The sequence below is a fragment of the Wolbachia endosymbiont (group B) of Xanthorhoe designata genome, assembly GCF_964028585.1.
GTDB lineage: Bacteria > Pseudomonadota > Alphaproteobacteria > Rickettsiales > Anaplasmataceae > Wolbachia.
Map to the genome: position 1 here is coordinate 275946 of NZ_OZ034794.1, position 18024 is coordinate 293969.

The following is an 18024-nucleotide window of genomic DNA, read 5'->3' on the forward strand; positions in this document are numbered from 1 at the left end:
TTTTAATGGTTGATTCTTCTTATATGTGTGCTTCTAGTGCTTTTGTTCCTAGAGTTTCTTATTCCAGGTCGATTGATTTAAAAGATTCTTTGTTGGATTTGGTTAAAGTCCAAAAGGGATCATATAATTCCTTTACTCCTAATAATGAGAGTAATGAAAGACTTAAAGCTATCTTTCATACAATTTTTCCAATATCTGATCCTTTGCATAGGGCTACTATCGAATTTTTGAATTGTAGGGTAGATGATCTTAAATATAGTGAATCTGAATGTATAAAACGTGGTATAACTTTTTCTGCTCAGGTTATTGCTTCTATACGTCTTGTTATTATGCAGGATGGTATTTCTCTTGAAAAATATCAAGAGATTAAAGAAGGTGATGATCATTCTAAGCTTGCAACTGTTATAAAATCTGCTGAAGAGCAGGAGGTTCGCTTTTGTGAACTGCCTATGATGACTGATAAAGGTACTTTTATCATCAATGGCGTAGAGAAAGTTATCGTTTCACAAATGCATAGATCTCCCGGAGTGTTTTTTGATAGTGATAAGGGAAAAACTTATAATTCTGGCAAATTGATCTATTCTGCTAGAGTTATTCCTTATAGAGGTTCTTGGCTTGATATTGAGTTTGATGTTAAAGATCATTTGTATTTTCGTATTGATAGAAAGAGAAAGTTGCCAATATCAGTTTTATTAAAGGCTTTGGGCTTATCAAATAATGACATACTTAGTAGATTTTATGAAAAAATAGAGTATATAAAACATAAAAGTGGCTGGAAAGTACCTTTTTTCCCTGATAAATTCAAGGGAGTGAGGCTTCCTTTCGATTTAAAGAATGTTGAAGGCAATGTGTTACTTAAAGCTAATGTTCGTATTACTTCAAAATTAGCTAAAAATCTATATGATAACGGGTTGAAAGAGTATCTAATTCCTTATGATTCTATATGTGGTTTATTTCTTGCAGAAGATTTAATAGATAGTGCTAGTTCTACAAAAATCTTATCTGCTGGTGAATCTATAAAATTAGAGGATATAAAAAAGCTTGAATTATTATCTATAGATAAAATATCAGTGTTGAACATAGATAATGTTTCTGTTGGACCTTACATATTAAACACACTTTTCTTAGATGAAAACATGTCTTATGAGAACGCTCTATATGAAATATATAAAGTTTTGCGTCCTGGTGAAGTTCCTGTTTTAAAGATAGTAGAGGAGTTTTTTCGTAATCTTTTCTTCAGTCTGGAATATTATGATTTGTCTAACATTGGTAGATTAAAACTTAACTCTTGTCTTGGGTTAAATTATGAGGAAAATTTAACTACTTTAACACATGAAGACATTATTGAAATTATAAGAAAAATAGTATTGTTACGTGATGGTCAAGGATCTGTAGATGATATTGATCATTTAGCAAATAGAAGAGTCCGTTCAGTTGGAGAGTTTATAGAAAATCAATTTAGAACTGGATTATTAAAGTTGGGACGGGCAGTAGTTGATTCTATGTCTACTTCTAGTTTAGATAAAGTCTCTCCATCTGATTTTATAAACCCAAAAGTGTTAACCAATGTCTTAAGAGATTTTTTCAATTCTTCCCAATTATCTCAATTTATGGATCAGACTAATCCATTATCTGAAATAACACATAAAAGAAGGTTGTCGGCGTTAGGTCCTGGTGGTTTAACAAGAGAGAGGGCGGGATTTGAAGTGCGTGATGTTCATCCAACTCATTACGGAAGAATTTGCCCTATTGAAACTCCTGAGGGGCAGAATATAGGCTTAATTAACAGCTTAGCTATATACGCTCGTATTAATAAATATGGGTTCATTGAAAGTCCTTATAAGAAAGTAGTTAATAAGGTTGTTACTGATCAAATTGAGTATCTGTCTGCTATAGATGAAGGTTTATATTATATAGCCGATACCAGCGCAAAGCTTGATGAAAACAATTGTTTTGTTGATGATATGTTATACTGTAGGTATTCTGGTACCTTTGTAATGGTAAATAGTAATCAAGTAAGTTACATTGATTTATCTCCTAAGCAGGTAATATCGGTTGCTGCTTCTTTAATTCCATTTTTAGAAAATGATGATGCTAATAGAGCGTTAATGGGTTCAAATATGCAGCGTCAAGCTGTACCTTTATTGAAGCCTACCGCTCCTTTGGTTGCTACTGGTATGGAGTCTTTCGTAGCTTCTGGCTCTGGTGCTGTAGTTTTAGCAAAACGTGGTGGCATAGTTGACAGCTCAGATAGTAACTCTATAGTTATACGTGCTTTTGACAAAGAAGGAATTAACTACTTGGATGTAGATATTTATCATCTAAGAAAATTTCAGCGTTCTAACCATAATACTTGTATTAACCAGAAACCACTGGTGCATGTAGGTGATTGTGTTAAGGAAGGTGATGTGATAGCTGATGGTCCTGCTATTAATAGCGGTGAATTGGCACTTGGCCAAAACTTGCTAGTCGCTTTTATGTCTTGGCAAGGTTATAATTTTGAAGACTCAATCATTATTTCTAGTGAAGTTGTTAAAAAAGATCTATTTACTTCTATTCATATAGAAGAATTTGAATGTGTTGTACATGACACTCCTTTAGGGTCGGAAAAAATAACTCGTGCCATACCCGGTGTTAATGAAGAAAATCTTTATCACTTGGATGATAGTGGTATAGTAAAGGTTGGTACAAGAGTTGGTCCAGGTTATATTTTGGTGGGGAAAGTTACACCTAAGCATTCTCTTTCATTGCCTCCTGAGACAAAATTGTTAATGACAATTTTTGGTGAAAAGTCATTCGATTGTGTGGATTCCTCTTTATATACATCTCCAGATATTGAAGGGATAGTGATTGATGTGCAGGTCTTTACACGCAGAGGGGAAGAAGAAAACGAAAGAGCGTTTCTTATTAAGCAAAAAGAGGCAAACGACTTTGAGAAAGAACGAGACCATATAATCAATGTTATTAATCAATATTTCTATGATGAATTAAGAAAAATTCTTATTAATTCTGGCTCTCAAGATCGAGAAAGTATTAATTTTATTGAACGTGAGGGATGGTGGGATATAGGATTGAAAAACCAATCTATTTCTAAGCAAGTTGAGAACTTAAAAAAAGATTTTGATGAAAAAGTATCACATGCAATAACAAACTTTAAGCGAAAAGTAGAAAAATTGCATGAAGGCTATGATCTGCCTCAAGGTGTGTCGATGTCAGTAAAAGTTTTTATTGCTGTAAAACATAGTTTACAGCCAGGGGATAAAATGGCTGGTAGACATGGAAATAAAGGTGTGATTTCTCGGGTTGTTCCAGTAGAAGATATGCCTTATTTAGAAGATGGTACTCCTATTGATATTATTCTTAACCCTCTTGGCGTTCCTTCACGAATGAATGTAGGGCAAATATTGGAAACGCATGTAGGTTGGGCTTGTAAAAAATTAGGAGAAAAAGTAGGCAATATTCTTGATGAGATCAATAAAATCAAACGTGCTTTTTGTGAGGCAATTAGATCTCTCAGTGATGATGATTTTGTAAAATTTGCAGCATTATATCTTGATAATAAAAAATTTGAGGATATTAATGATGATGAAATAACGGCTTCTATTTTAGACACGCCTAATAAGGATGAATTAAATAATGAATTGACTACATTAGTAGAGAATTATTTTAACTCTTGTAAAGATGCACACAGTAGTTTACGTCACTTCCTGATTGAGGTTTATAGTTGTGGCAGTAATTTATCTATTTGTAATAACATTCGCGATATTAATGATAATCACCTCATTGAATTTGCGTATAAGTTGCGTAATGGCATTCCTGTTACTGCACCTGTATTTGAAGGTCCAAAAGATGAACAAATAGTAAAGCTATTTGAACTTGCTGGATTGGATAACTCTGGGCAAGTTGTATTATATGATGGTTGCTCGGGTGAGAAGTTTGATCGCAAAGTTACAGTTGGTTACATGTACATGCTTAAGTTGCATCACTTAGTAGATGGTAAAATTCATGCGCGTTCAGTAGGACCTTATAGCTTAGTTACTCAACAACCTCTTGGAGGAAAGTCTCATTTTGGTGGTCAGCGTTTTGGTGAAATGGAATGTTGGGCATTGCAAGCCTACGGTGCTGCTTACACTTTGCAGGAAATGTTAACTGTGAAGTCTGATGACATTAATGGCAGGGTTAAGATTTATGAATCGGTAATAAAAGGTGACAGTAACTTTGAATGTGGAATTCCTGAATCCTTTAATGTCATGATAAAAGAGTTGCGTTCCTTGTGTTTTAATGTGGATTTGAAGCAAAATGACATAGTAATTGAAGATATATCTCATACTAATATCGCACAATCTTTTAATGAGGTTAGCATTTCCATTGCTAGCCCTGAAAGTATTAAACGTATGTCTTATGGAGAGATAACGGATGTTTCAACTGCAAACTACCGTACATTCAAAGTTGAGAAAGGTGGATTATTTTGTCCTAAAGTTTTTGGTCCTGTCAATGATGATGAATGTTTATGTGGAAAGTACAAAAAAAGAAGACATAGGGGCCGTATATGCGAAAAATGTGGAGTAGAAGTTACATCTTCTAAAGTAAGAAGAGAAAAAATGGGTCATATAGAGCTTGCATCTCCTGTTGCTCATATATGGTTTTTGAAGTCACTTCCTTCAAGGATTGGAGCATTATTAGATATGTCTCTTAGAGATATCGAAAGTATTTTATATAGTGATAATTATGTTGTAATAGATCCTCTTGTTTCCTCTTTTGAAAAAGGTGAAATTATTAGTGAGAAAGCTTATAATGAAGCTAAAGATAGCTATGGGGTCGATAGCTTTATAGCTATGCAAGGTGTTGAAGCTATAAGAGAATTGCTAACACGCCTTGATTTACATGAAATTAGGAAGAATTTAAGACAGGAGTTAGAGTCTGTTGCTTCTGAAATAAGAAGAAAGAAAATTATAAAGAGATTACGTATTGTTGAAAATTTTATCAAGTCTGGAAACAGACCTGAGTGGATGATACTTACAGCTATACCTATTTTACCACCTGACTTGCGTCCCTTGGTATCGCTTGAAAGTGGTCGACCTGCAGTTTCTGATTTAAATCATCATTATAGAACTATTATTAATAGAAATAATAGATTGAGAAAATTGTTAAGTTTAAATCCTCCTGAGATTATGATTCGTAATGAGAAAAGAATGTTACAAGAGGCAGTTGATTCTCTTTTTGATAATAGTCGTCGTAATACTCTAGTAAATAAAGCTGGCGCTACTGGATATAAAAAGTCTATTAGCGATATGCTGAAAGGAAAGCAAGGTCGTTTCCGTCAGAATCTTTTAGGAAAAAGGGTAGATTACTCTGGACGTTCTGTAATAGTTGTTGGTCCAACTTTGAAACTAAATCAGTGTGGATTACCGAAAAGAATGGCTCTTGAGTTATTCAAACCTTTTGTTTACTCAAGGCTTAAAATATATGGAATGGCTCCAACTATTAAATTTGCTAGTAAGTTAATAAGAGCAGAAAAGCCAGAAGTCTGGGATATGCTTGAAGAAGTAATAAAAGAGCATCCTGTTTTGCTAAATAGAGCGCCTACGCTACATAGGCTTGGTATTCAGGCTTTTGAGCCAGTCCTTATTGAAGGTAAAGCAATACAACTTCATCCACTTGTTTGTACAGCATTTAACGCTGACTTTGATGGTGATCAAATGGCGGTACATGTGCCAATTTCATTGGAAGCTCAACTTGAAGCTAGAGTGTTGATGATGTCAATTAATAACGTTTTAAGTCCTTCTAATGGAAGACCGATCATAGTTCCTAGTAAAGATATAGTGCTTGGTATATACTACCTAACTTTACAGCAACTTAAGGAGGATGATTTACCACTTTTCTGTGCTTTTTGTGAAGTTGAGCATTCCTTAAACAACGGTACTTTACATATTCATTCTCGTATAAAGTACAAAATGGAATACATCAATAGCGATGGAAACATTCAGTATAAAATTATTTTTACAACTCCTGGACGTTTAATATTATGGCAGATTTTTCCTAAACATGAGAATCTAAGCTTCGATTTAATAAATCAGGTATTAACAGTTAAGGAAATAACTAGCATTGTTGATTTAGTATATCGTAGCTGCGGTCAAAGTGCTACAGTGGTATTTTCTGATAAATTGATGACACTTGGCTTTGAGTATGCTACATTTTCTGGTACTTCTTTTAGTCGTTGCGATATGGTCATACCTGAAACTAAAGCTACACACGTTGATTATACAAGGGGTGAAATTAAGAAATTTTCTGCACAGTATCAAGACGGACTAATCACTAAAAGTGAGAGGTATAATAAAGTTATAGATGAGTGGTCTAAGTGCACAGATATAATAGCGAATGATATGTTAAAAGCGATATCTGTGTATGATGAAAATAGTAAGTACAATTCAATATATATGATGGTTAGCTCCGGTGCAAGAGGTTCTACTTCCCAGATGAAGCAGTTAGCAGGAATGCGAGGGTTAATGACCAAACCTTCTGGTGAAATTATAGAAACACCTATAATTTCTAATTTTCGCGAAGGATTAAATGTATTTGAATACTTTAATTCTACTCACGGTGCGCGTAAAGGTTTAGCTGATACTGCACTTAAAACTGCAAATTCTGGATACTTAACTCGTCGCTTGGTTGATGTATCTCAAAATTGCATAGTTACAAAACATGACTGTAAAACGAAAAATGGCCTTATTGTAAGAGCTATAGTTGAAGGTAGTACTATAGTTGCATCTCTAGAGAGTGTTGTACTGGGTAGAACAGCTGCAAATGATATGTATAACCCAGTAACCAAAGAGTTATTATTAAAAGCAGGGGAATTAATTGATGAAGATAAAGTAAAGCAAATCAACATTGCAGGTCTTGATGCTATAAAAATTAGATCGCCTTTAACTTGTGAAATAAGTCCTGGTGTGTGTTCTTTGTGTTATGGAAGAGACCTTGCAACTGGTAAAATTGTTTCAATAGGTGAAGCAGTTGGTGTTATCGCTGCTCAATCTGTTGGAGAGCCAGGTACTCAGTTAACGATGCGTACTTTCCATATAGGTGGGGTAATGACTAGAGGTGTTGAATCCTCGAATATTATAGCTTCTATTAATGCTAGAATAAAATTAAACAATAGTAATATAATTATAGATAAAAACGGAAATAAAATTGTGATAAGCCGTTCCTGTGAAATCGTCTTAATTGATAGCCTTGGTAGTGAAAAATTGAAGCACAGTGTGCCTTATGGTGCTAAACTTTATGTAAATGAGGGTGAGTTAGTAAAAATTGGTGATAAAGTTGCGGAATGGGATCCGTATACACTACCTATTATTACGGAAAAGAGTGGTACAATATCTTACCAGGATTTAAAAGATGGAATTTCAATCACTGAAGTGATGGATGAATCTACAGGAATATCAAATAGAGTAGTAAAAGATTGGAAATTGCACTCTGGTGTAGCGAATTTACGTCCTCGTATTGCACTGCTTGATGATAATGAAAAAGTAATAACACTTTCAAGTGGTGTGGAAGCATGTTACTTTATACCAGTTGGTGCAGTGCTTAATGTACAGGATGGCCAAAAGGTTCATGCAGGTGATGTTATCACAAGAACGCCGAGAGAGTCAGTTAGAACTCGTGATATTACTGGTGGCTTGCCTAAGGTTATAGAATTATTTGAAGCACGTCGTCCTAAAGAGCATTCTATCGTTAGTGAAATAGATGGCTATGTAATGTTCTCTGAAAAAGACCGTAGAGGAAAACGCAGTATAGTAATTAAACCTGTAGATGAGCAAGCTTCTCCAGTTGAGTATTTAGTATCAAGAAGTAAGCATGTAATAGTCAATGAAGGTGATTTTGTGCGTAAAGGTGATTTATTGATGGATGGCGATCCTGATCTTCATGATATTCTACGTGTGCTTGGGTTAGAAGCGTTAGCACACTATATGATTTCTGAAATACAGCAAGTTTATAGATTGCAAGGTGTGCGCATAGATAACAAGCATTTAGAAGTGATCTTAAAGCAAATGCTACAAAAAGTAGAAATTACCGATCCTGGTGATACTATGTACTTAATTGGAGAAAATATCGACAGGCTGGAAATTGATAGAGAAAATGATGCTATGAATAACTCTGGAAAACGACCTGCTCATTATCTTCCTATTCTGCAGGGCATTACTAGAGCAAGCCTTGAAACTAATTCCTTTATTTCTGCTGCTTCTTTCCAAGAAACAACAAAAGTACTTACGGAAGCAGCATTTTGCGGAAAGAGTGATCCTTTGAGTGGGTTAAAAGAAAATGTTATAGTAGGAAGATTAATTCCTGCTGGTACGGGTCTGGTTATGAATAAGGTGAAAGCACTTTCGCTTTGTGAAAATATAGATAAATATGAAAAATATTTTGATATTGAGACTTATGACGAAAAATTGCTGAGTGATAATAGTTATCAATTACATTCTGATGAAGAAGAGAGTGTGGTGGCATCGCACTATGATCAGTCAAATTGAATATAGCTAATGAGGTAGTATGTTTAATCTGTTTTTAACTAAAAAAATCGATTATATTTTCTTTCACCTCTGTGCTGTCTATTATGTTATTTACTCTTACACGAAATTCAGATGAGTTTTGAAGCCCGCTACTGTACCATCCTATATGTTTGCGGGCCATCTTTATTCCTGTATCGCTTCCATAGTACTCAAGAATACTGTCATAATGCTTGAGTATTATGCTTAATCTCTCTAAGGCTGTTGGCTCAGAAACTTTATTTCCACTCAAAAAGTTTATTGCTTGATTAATCAGCCAAGGTTTGCCGTAAGCACCACGACCTATCATTACTCCATCTGCCCCAGATTCTTTAAGTGCACTTTGAACATCATTCAAACTCTTAATATCTCCATTTACTATAACTGGAATTTTTACCTGCTCTTTAACATTTCTAACGAATTTCCAATCTGCTTGACCATTATAAAGCTGTGCCCTTGTCCTTCCATGTACAGTAATCATCTTTGCTCCCAAATCTTCTGCAATTTTTGCCAAGCGCGGAGCATTACGATTTTCGTCATTCCATCCAGTACGCATTTTTACTGTAACTGGCACACTCACTGCCTTGACTACAGCTTCTATTATCTCAGCAGCCTTTTTTTCATCACGCATAAGTGCTGACCCTGCGTAACCGTTTACAACTTTTTTAACTGGACAACCAAAATTTATATCTATGATTTTCGCACCCATGTCCTCATTTAGCTTTGCAGCTTCCGCCATAATATCAGGCTCACAACCAGCAAGTTGTACAGCGGTTAGTTCATCAACTTTTGCTTTTTGCATACTCTGTAGAGTTTGCATGATCATAGCCCTGCTTGCAATCATTTCTGAGACTAACAAACCTGCACCAAGTTTTTTTACAATACTCCTAAATGGATAATCAGTCACTCCAGACATTGGTGCTAAAATAACCGGAGAATCAATAGCCAAATTTCCTATTTGAAGGGACATAGATCTTATTGATTAATTACTGAGGCCCAAATATTTTGCACATGTTGTAACAACATTTTGAATAATCGAACTTGTGGTAGATTCTGCCTCCTCTTTCTTACTATCTTCAGGAATGAGCTGCTGTATAGCATCATGTAAAATTCCACCTTCAGCAATGGATTCTTTCCACTCTTCATCCTCCATAAGTGCTTTTGCGAACTCTCTTCTCTTCTCGTGCAATTGTCCTGGCCTAGGCTTGTGCTTTGATAACTCTCTGTCAATTTCATCAAATGATTTATCTTCGTTGAGCATTTCCGTAATCCTATGAGCATTTTCTAAAGCAAATACTCCACAATTACAGCCATCTTTTTGCTGATCAACCGCAGAACTCTTTATGCTATCATTCCCTATCTCTAAGGTTTCCTGTAATATGCCCACTATATAACTAGTATCAATTGGCTTACTAACTAACTTATTTCTATCTTCTCTTGCATGACCTAATGTTTTTTCAACATCATCTTTTTTCTCTTTAAGGCTAGCATTATCTGGATTATTTTCTCTTTCCCGTATTAAACTTCCCACCTCATTACTTAAGGGTAATAGACACTTCTCAGCAATCTCATTAGCAAGACTTATATCGTCTTTTACCTTTCCTTCAACCTCATTTGGTAATTTATTACCAAATGAGTCACAATAATAAGCTCTAAATTGTCTGTTACCATTACATGTGACTATCAGTGTTACCCAGTGATTTCCTCCTAAATTAATAATCGAGGCAAAGATTTTTTTTGTGTTCCCTTGTTCTATTTTATACTCTTTCAGTTTTGAGTTTAAAGTACTCACATCACCAGGAATACAAAAAAGTACATTGCCACTTGAATTTTCTGAATAGTTATATACAGCTCTTGCAATATGAGAAATGTCATGTTCTTGTAGCCAGTAATAGTAATTTTCTCTATTTGTCTGATGCATAAGAGTTTGTAAATCTTCATGAAACTCTTTGCCACCCAAACCACTATCTCCTGAAGCATTAGAATTTCTACGACTATTGTTACTTGAGGCAGGTTCACTTCCTGGTAAAATACCACTATCCCCATCTGGGGTTTTTGGATTTCCTTGATTATTTACAGCTTGCTCTTGCTTTGGTGATTTTAATAGCTCATCAGTTTTAGCATCGCTTTCTTTTCCCTCTGAAACTCCTTTTCCATCAACATAATCTTTTACCAAGTAAAATAAAGGTTCAATAACCATCTTGTATGTTGCTGTAAGCACTATTCCCATTAAAATCCAAACTATAGGGTTGGAGATGAGCATAGCAAACGGTAAGGTTAAGAGGAAAGATCCCATTATCAATCCCAAACAGCCAATGGTAAATGTAGTTGCCAAATATATACAAAAAGCGTAGACAGCAAATCTTCCACTAGCCTTAAGTTTAGTGAAGTGAGTACTCTCTTTAAATGTATTGTGCTTTTTTTTGACGCTCAACATGTTATATTTTATGAATACTACGTTAACTAATTCTAGCAAATTATGAAGGTAAAATCAATATTAGCATTTATATGTAAAAATATTGAGCATTCAAAGCTTTTGAAGTAGAGTAATGATGTTAGTAATAGCACAACATATGCATGATATAGAAGATATACGCAAAAACCCTGAAGGATTTGAAAGGGCAATGAAAATCAGGGGGATAAGAGAATTTACTGCAAAAGAAATATTAGATGTTGATGATGAAAGAAGATTACTGACTACTACATTGCAAGATTTAAATAGGCAGCGCAATGAAATCACAGAGGAAATAAAGAAGCTTAAAATGAGCAAGAGCTCCTCTGAAAATGAGGTAGAAGTGTCAAGAAACATAACAAATGAGATAAAAGCAATCAGCTTAAAAGAGCAAATGGAGAAAGATAACTTAATGAATATCTTATCTAACTTACCAAATATCCCTGCACAAAACGTGCCAATAGGTGAAGATGAGAGCTCCAACGTAGAAATCAGAAAATATGGAGAAAAAAGGCAATTTAGTTTTATGCCAAAATTTCATTATGAACTCGGAGAAAGGTTAGGCTTGATGGATTTTGAGCAAGCAGCAAAAATTTCTGGATCAAGGTTTACAATATTAAAAGGACAGTTAGCTAAGCTTGGACGAGCATTAATAAATTTTATGCTGGAAACACATGTTAATGAATTTGCCTATACTGAGGTGTATCACCCAGCTCTGGTGAAAAACGAGGCGATGTATAACGTTGGTCAGCTACCAAAATTTTCCGATGATTCATATTTAACTACCGATGAGTTAAGATTAATTCCTACAAGTGAAGTATTTTTAACAAATTTAGTTGCTGACAAAATAATAGAAGAAAAAGAACTGCCTATTCGTTTTACTGCATATTCAGAATGTTTTCGTAAAGAAGCTGGCAGCGCAGGACGAGATACAAGAGGTATGATAAGGCAACACCAATTTGGTAAAGTGGAATTAGTAAGCATCACAACTGAAGACCAGTCAAAAGACGAGCTTGAACGTATGACTAGTGTTGCTGAAGAGATATTAAAAAAACTAGAATTACCGTACAGAGTAATGCTACTTTGCAGTGGCGATATGGGTTTTGCTGCACAAAAGACTTATGACATAGAGGTATGGTTACCTGAGCAAAATAAATATAGAGAAATATCAAGCTGCTCAAATTGCGGTACGTTCCAGGCAAGAAGAATGAACACTAAATACTTCTTAGAAACTGACAGAAAAACAAAAAAATACGTTCACACTTTAAACGGCTCAGCTTTAGCCATAGGAAGAACAATTGTTGCCATAATGGAGAATTATCAAAATTCCGATGGGTCAGTTACAATACCAAACGTGTTGCAAAGATATATGAGTAATGATACTGTTATAAGCAAACAATAATTTTGACATATATAGAAAAGCGAGGAAATAAAGATGAAGGTTTTGGTTATAGGTTCTGGTGGGCGTGAGCATGCTTTACTTTGGGCTCTAAAGAAGTCTCCTACCTTGACTAAGTTATATGTTACTCCTGGTCGCCCGGCCATGGAGAATTTTGGAGTTCTTGTGAATATAAATATTCAAGATTCAGTTGATGTTACACAATTTTGCAAGAAAGAAAATATAGAGCTAGTAATTATTGGTCCAGAGCAGCCGATAATTAATGGGCTTGCTGATGATTTAACTGCGGAGGGGATAAACGTTTTTGCTCCAAGTCAAGCAGCTGCAAAACTTGAGGCATCAAAGTCTTTTACGAAGGAACTATGTAAACAATATGGTATACCAACCGCCAAGTATGAGGGTTTTATTGATGAGAGGTTAGCTAAAAATTTTGTCCGTAGTAATAAAATAAAATTGCCGCTTGTAATTAAAGCAAATGGAATTGCAGCAGGGAAAGGTGTCATAATATGCCACACAGAAAATGAGGCTTTTTCAGCAATAGATTCAATGCTAGTGGAGAAAAATCTTGGTGAGTCAGGTGAAGAAATAATCATAGAAGAGTTTTTAATTGGAGAGGAAGTAAGTTTTTTTGCTCTTATTGATGGGTTGAAGGTAATAACCCTTGGGTGTGCAAAAGATTACAAGAGAGTTGGTGAAAATAACGAGGGACAAAATACTGGAGGCATGGGGTCATACTCATCACCTTCGATTATAAGTAAGGAGATGGAGCAAAAAATTATCCAAAAAATAATATATCCTACAATTCAAGCACTGACTAACATGGGAACATCCTATAAAGGAGTACTCTTTGCTGGTTTAATGATTTGCAAAGATAGTCCAAAGCTTCTTGAGTATAATGTTAGGTTTGGGGATCCGGAAATACAATCTATGTTACCTAGACTTGATCCAAATTGTGATTTGCTAAAGTTGATGTTGTCAGTTGCAGAAGGCAAGTTAAATACAAAAATGGTGGAGTTTAATCACAAAATTACAGTTTGTGTAGTCGTTGCAAGTAAAGGCTATCCTGGTGATTATCAAAAAGGAGAGGTAATTAAAGGATTAGATAAAATTGAGAACATTCCTGGAGTGCTAGTATTTCATGCTGGCACTAAGCGAGATGAAAGTGGCAATTGGATTTCAGATGGCGGAAGGGTGCTAAATATAGTAGGAGAAGGAAACACTATGGAAGAAGCTAAAAGTAAAGTGTACTCAGCATTAAATTTTCTAGAATGGTCAGGTGGATTCTTCAGGTATGATATTGGTAGTTAATTTAGCTCATGCAGAAACAAAAAAGTCACTTTGTAAGCAATAATACAGACAACTAAAGAAAAACATCAACTAGGTTTATATTCTATTACTACTGTTTTTGCAATCTTATCATAAAACGTTTGTTTGCGTTTATCAAATATTGCTAATACAAAAAGTAAAATTAATATTACAACAGGACACAAGAGACAACATAAGGCAATATAGTCAAATTGAGGATGTTCAAGGTAATAATAAGACAGCAGCCAAATTGGAAGAAAAATAATCCAAGAATAGTTTCTAAAAAAGCATCTTATTGTTACCTGTTTTAGGGTAACATCTGTAAATGTATTTGCATCTTTTATATATATTTTTAGCAATAATTTTCCTGGAGTACCACCAAATCTTGTTATCATTAGTATTTCTACTACTATATATAGTATAAGTATAAAGTCTTTAAATAAAAAAGAAGCGAGTGAATATATGACCGCATCAAGGGTGGATGCTACAGTACGCTTCATGAAGCCCACATGATTTATTTCAATATTCATAGCCTCATTTATATTTCTAGTATCACTATCTAATATAAAGATGCGTTATTAAATAATCGTAAATATACTAATTCGGGTAATATTAGCTGCTTGTGCCACTATATTATTTGAATTAACATTAAATCATTTACAGTTAAGGAAGTTATGTCAACATCAGTCACAGTTGCGTATGGTGATGGTATCGGACCAGGAATTATGGAAGCGGTGCTGTCGATATTGCGTGAAGCGAAAGCAGAGATCTCAATAGATATTATTGAAATAGGAGAGCGTGTTTATAGTAAGGAATGGTCTCATGGAATTTCTCCGAGTGGTTGGGAGTCTATTGAAAGGACAAAAGTGTTACTTAAATCTCCAACAACAACTCCGCAAGGCAAAGGGCACAAAAGCTTGAACGTTGCACTGCGGAAGAATTTAGGGCTGTATGCAAACATCAGACCATGCATTTCGTATCACCCTGTTATAGAAAATAAATTCGATAAATTTGATGTTGTTGTAATACGTGAAAATGAAGAAGACGTTTATACGGGAATAGAGCATAGGCTCACTGGTGACTCGTACCAATGCACTAAAATTATTACTAGATCCGGTTCAGAGAAAATATGCAGATACGCTTTTGAATATGCGCAAAAACACAATAGAAAGAAAGTAACTTGCCTGACTAAAGATAACATAATGAAAATGACTGACGGCACTTTTCATGCAGCATTTGATCGTGTTGCAAAAGAATACCCAGATATAAAGGCAGATCATTATATAGTTGATATTGGAATGGCAAAAGTTGCCACAGAGCCCGAGAATTTTGATGTTATAGTAACTGAGAATTTATATGGTGACATATTATCAGATATAGTCGCACAAACCTCTGGATCTGTAGGACTTGCTGGAAGTAGCAACATAGGTAATGAATATGCGATGTTCGAAGCAGTGCATGGTTCTGCTCCTGATATTGAAGGAAAAAATATAGCTAATCCTTCTGGTCTTTTAAATGCTGCAGTGCATATGCTAATTTACATAGATCAAGCTACTACTGCAAAACTAATTTATGATGCGTGGCTCAAGACTTTGGAAGATGGAGTACACACTGCTGATTTATATAAGGAGAAAAAAAGTAAACAGAAAGTGGGTACAAAAGAATTTGCAGAAGCTATTATAAATAATCTAGGAAAGAAACCAGGAATACTATCTGAACTTATAATTGACAATAGTGCAAGTAATAAAACAAGTAAAATACAAGATAGCTATGAACAGGACTATAAAACTAAAAAGCTAGTTGGTAGCGACATAACGCTTGCTTGGAACAAATCTGGCAATTTTAACCAAATAGTAGAATTATTTAAATCAAGTGATCCTAAGATTATAGCGATATACTCAAAAGGTCTTGCAATCTGGCCAGGAAAGTCAGAATCTTCAAGCGATCAAATAACCTGCAGGTTTATTGCAGATAATGAAAAGAAAGCTATCACAAACAGTGACGTGAATAACTTACTAACAAAACTCGAAGAAAATAACTTTGATGTAGTGAGAATGGACAAATTGTATTTATACGATGGGAAAGAGGGTTTTTTCTCTTAATGAGAGTTAAACATGTTTATGCTTGTGTAAAGCATAAAATGTATTATACTAACAGTATGTTCATGTGAGGCGTAGTAATGAGTCAACATTTTAAGTTAACTAGTCAGGAGTTTCGTGATAATGCTGATTTGTTTAATGTGTTGGAAATAGAAGCTAAACAAGTTGTAGACAAGAATTATGAAGAGCTTAGCTCAATTTTGAAGAAACAGCATAGGAAGTTAATTCTTGTAAATCATCCTGACAAGGGTGGAGATAAAAATAGATTTGATCAAATTTATAAAGCCTATCAAGAGCTAAAAAAATATATTGAACCTTTGGAATTAGGAAATCCTTGTGTTAAAGTCAGTATTGGCGCTGGAAGTGATGGGCGTTTAACAGCAAGAGAGTTTCACTATAGGAGAAAGTTGTTTAACGAGCTAAAAATCAGTGAGAAAGAAGCTGTAGGTAAAGATTTGATGGGTTGATTGCTATACTAAAAAGAAATGATCGTTCGTTTGGAGAAGACTTCAAAAGCTATAATGAACTTCAGGTTCAAATAGAGAGGGTTTTATTAAATCCAAATTTAGATAATTTTCAGAAGAGTGTACAAATTGCAAAGTTAATGCAAGAGTTATATCAATATATAGCAAAGCCAAGCATACAATTACTTAATTATATTACTCCTCTAAAAGAAAAGAGAAGCCTAATTGAAGAAGATAAAAAGACATTAGCATTGAAATTTATAGAGCGCAAAAATGCTCTAATGTTAGTCCCAAAAATAAGTTTTCTGCCTTTAACTCTATTAACTACAATTACTATAGGTTGCTATTTTTCATGGTGGATCATAGCATTTAATATCATTATTAATAAACTCTGTAATTCATTAGTGAATTATTATATGGAGAAGTATAAAAACTCAGAAATTTCTACTGATGAATTCATGAGTAAAATGAACTATATTGCGCTAAGCAGTAAACTTCTTATCAACTATCCTTTAGCTGCTTTTTCTGTTTATTTAGTTACAACAAATTTCATTGCTAATGGATTAACCGTTGGTGGAGCTATACTTGGTCCACTATTATTATTGGCAGTATTAATTGAAGCATTAGCTCCTATTTTCTCAAAAGGCTGTGAAATATATGCTGACAAGCACACAAAAGATTTACTAGAAGAGGATCCAAGAGATAGAGTACAAAAGGAAACTGACCTATTAAAATGGTATGATTTGCGGAAATTATTGATGCCAATTATCATGCCTCTTGTTAGAAAATGTTTTGCAGAAGTGGCAAGCGAGTTTGCTGAAAGGAATTTTGATGAGGTAAAAACTGATATGTCTGATGTTAATACTGAAGGACTATCTAATCCTCAAGCAATTAAATTTGCATAGTAACCAGTGTAGTTTTAGCTCTATACGTGAACTCAAAAAAAGTAGAATTGATATTTGAAAAATTCAAGCAATCAAATCCCATACCGAAAATAGAGCTAAATTATACCAATCATTTTACGTTATTAGTTGCAATAGTTCTATCAGCGCGGACAACCGATATCAGTGTTAATAAAATTACGAGGGAGCTATTTAGTATTGTTGATACGCCAGAAAAAATGCTAAATCTTGGGCAAAGTGAGCTGAGAAAATACATAAGCAGTATTGGTTTATATAATTCCAAAGCAAAAAATATAATCGGGCTCAGCAAAATATTGATTGAGAGGTACAATAGCAAAGTGCCTACTAATTTCGATGATTTGGTATCTTTACCAGGGGTTGGGAGAAAGAGCGCTAATGTGTTCTTAAATTCGGGGCTTGGTATTCCAACATTGGCAATTGATACTCATGTTTTTAGAGTAAGCAATAGAGTTGGGCTTGTGAAAGAAAAAGATATATTTAAAACAGAGCAATCTCTTTTGAATGTGGTTCCAAAAAAATACCTGCTTTATGCTCATCATTGGCTAGTTTTACACGGTAGATACATTTGCAAGGCACAAAAACCTTTGTGTGAAGCGTGCACAATTCATGATTTATGTGAGTTTGAATGCAAGAGGTATAAAGTCTAGTATAACACTTCGATATTTCTTACTTTTATCATCCAAGTAGCTGATCTCTATGATGGTGTCATCCGAGTAGCTGACACTGAAATCCAGTCTTTCTTACCAACAAAAATTTAGAATAACTTTTGTTCTTAAAAAATTTCTAGATTCCAGACTCATGTTTCAATGTTAAACAAGGTACAATAGAATTGAGTAGGGTAA

The 18024-nt window shown here is 34.6% G+C and carries 10 protein-coding genes; 7 read left to right on the forward strand and 3 right to left on the reverse strand.

The annotated features are described in order from the left end of the window. Positions 1 to 5 precede the first annotated feature (5 nt). Complete coding sequence (locus tag ABWU64_RS01340) at positions 6 to 8525, forward strand: DNA-directed RNA polymerase subunit beta/beta' (RefSeq protein WP_353279691.1); 8520 nt, start codon at positions 6 to 8, stop codon at positions 8523 to 8525. 34 nt (positions 8526 to 8559) lie between these two features. Here ABWU64_RS01340 and dusB read toward each other — a convergent pair whose 3' ends face one another. Further along, entirely contained in the window at positions 8560 to 9510 is a 951-nt protein-coding gene (gene dusB, locus ABWU64_RS01345) for a tRNA dihydrouridine synthase DusB (protein WP_015587859.1), read from the reverse strand. 12 nt (positions 9511 to 9522) lie between these two features. Then, complete coding sequence (locus ABWU64_RS01350) at positions 9523 to 10836, reverse strand: hypothetical protein (protein WP_353279692.1); 1314 nt, start codon at positions 10834 to 10836, stop codon at positions 9523 to 9525. 277 nt (positions 10837 to 11113) lie between these two features. Between ABWU64_RS01350 and serS the strand changes: the two genes are divergently transcribed. Continuing rightward, positions 11114 to 12394 carry a serine--tRNA ligase gene (gene serS, locus ABWU64_RS01355; RefSeq protein ID WP_353279848.1) on the forward strand — a complete coding sequence of 427 codons (1281 nt, stop codon included), beginning with the start codon at positions 11114 to 11116 and terminating at the stop codon, positions 12392 to 12394. Positions 12395 to 12427: 33 nt separating this feature from the next. Further along, positions 12428 to 13699, forward strand: coding sequence for a phosphoribosylamine--glycine ligase (purD, locus tag ABWU64_RS01360; RefSeq protein WP_353279693.1), 1272 nt, complete (start codon positions 12428 to 12430; stop codon positions 13697 to 13699). 65 nt (positions 13700 to 13764) lie between these two features. On the opposite strand, the gene ABWU64_RS01365 is transcribed toward purD, so the two are convergent. Further along, entirely contained in the window at positions 13765 to 14226 is a 462-nt protein-coding gene (locus ABWU64_RS01365) for an RDD family protein (RefSeq protein WP_015587855.1), read from the reverse strand. 144 nt (positions 14227 to 14370) lie between these two features. Between ABWU64_RS01365 and icd the strand changes: the two genes are divergently transcribed. The 4 genes from icd (at position 14371) to nth (ending at position 17829) form a co-directional block, all read left to right on the forward strand. Continuing rightward, positions 14371 to 15798 (forward strand): isocitrate dehydrogenase, encoded by a 1428-nt coding sequence (gene icd, locus ABWU64_RS01370; RefSeq protein WP_015587854.1) that lies wholly within the window; start codon positions 14371 to 14373, stop codon positions 15796 to 15798. Positions 15799 to 15875: 77 nt separating this feature from the next. Continuing rightward, entirely contained in the window at positions 15876 to 16262 is a 387-nt protein-coding gene (locus ABWU64_RS01375) for a hypothetical protein (RefSeq protein ID WP_353279694.1), read from the forward strand. Next, positions 16259 to 17164, forward strand: a complete 906-nt coding sequence (locus tag ABWU64_RS01380; protein WP_353279695.1) for a molecular chaperone DnaJ — start codon at positions 16259 to 16261, stop codon at positions 17162 to 17164. Before ABWU64_RS01375 ends, ABWU64_RS01380 begins: the two co-directional genes overlap by 4 nt. A gap of 26 nt (positions 17165 to 17190) precedes the next feature. Continuing rightward, a complete protein-coding gene (gene nth / locus ABWU64_RS01385; protein ID WP_015587852.1) occupies positions 17191 to 17829 on the forward strand; it encodes an endonuclease III in 639 nt (212 codons plus the stop codon). The last annotated feature ends 195 nt before the right edge of the window (positions 17830 to 18024 follow it).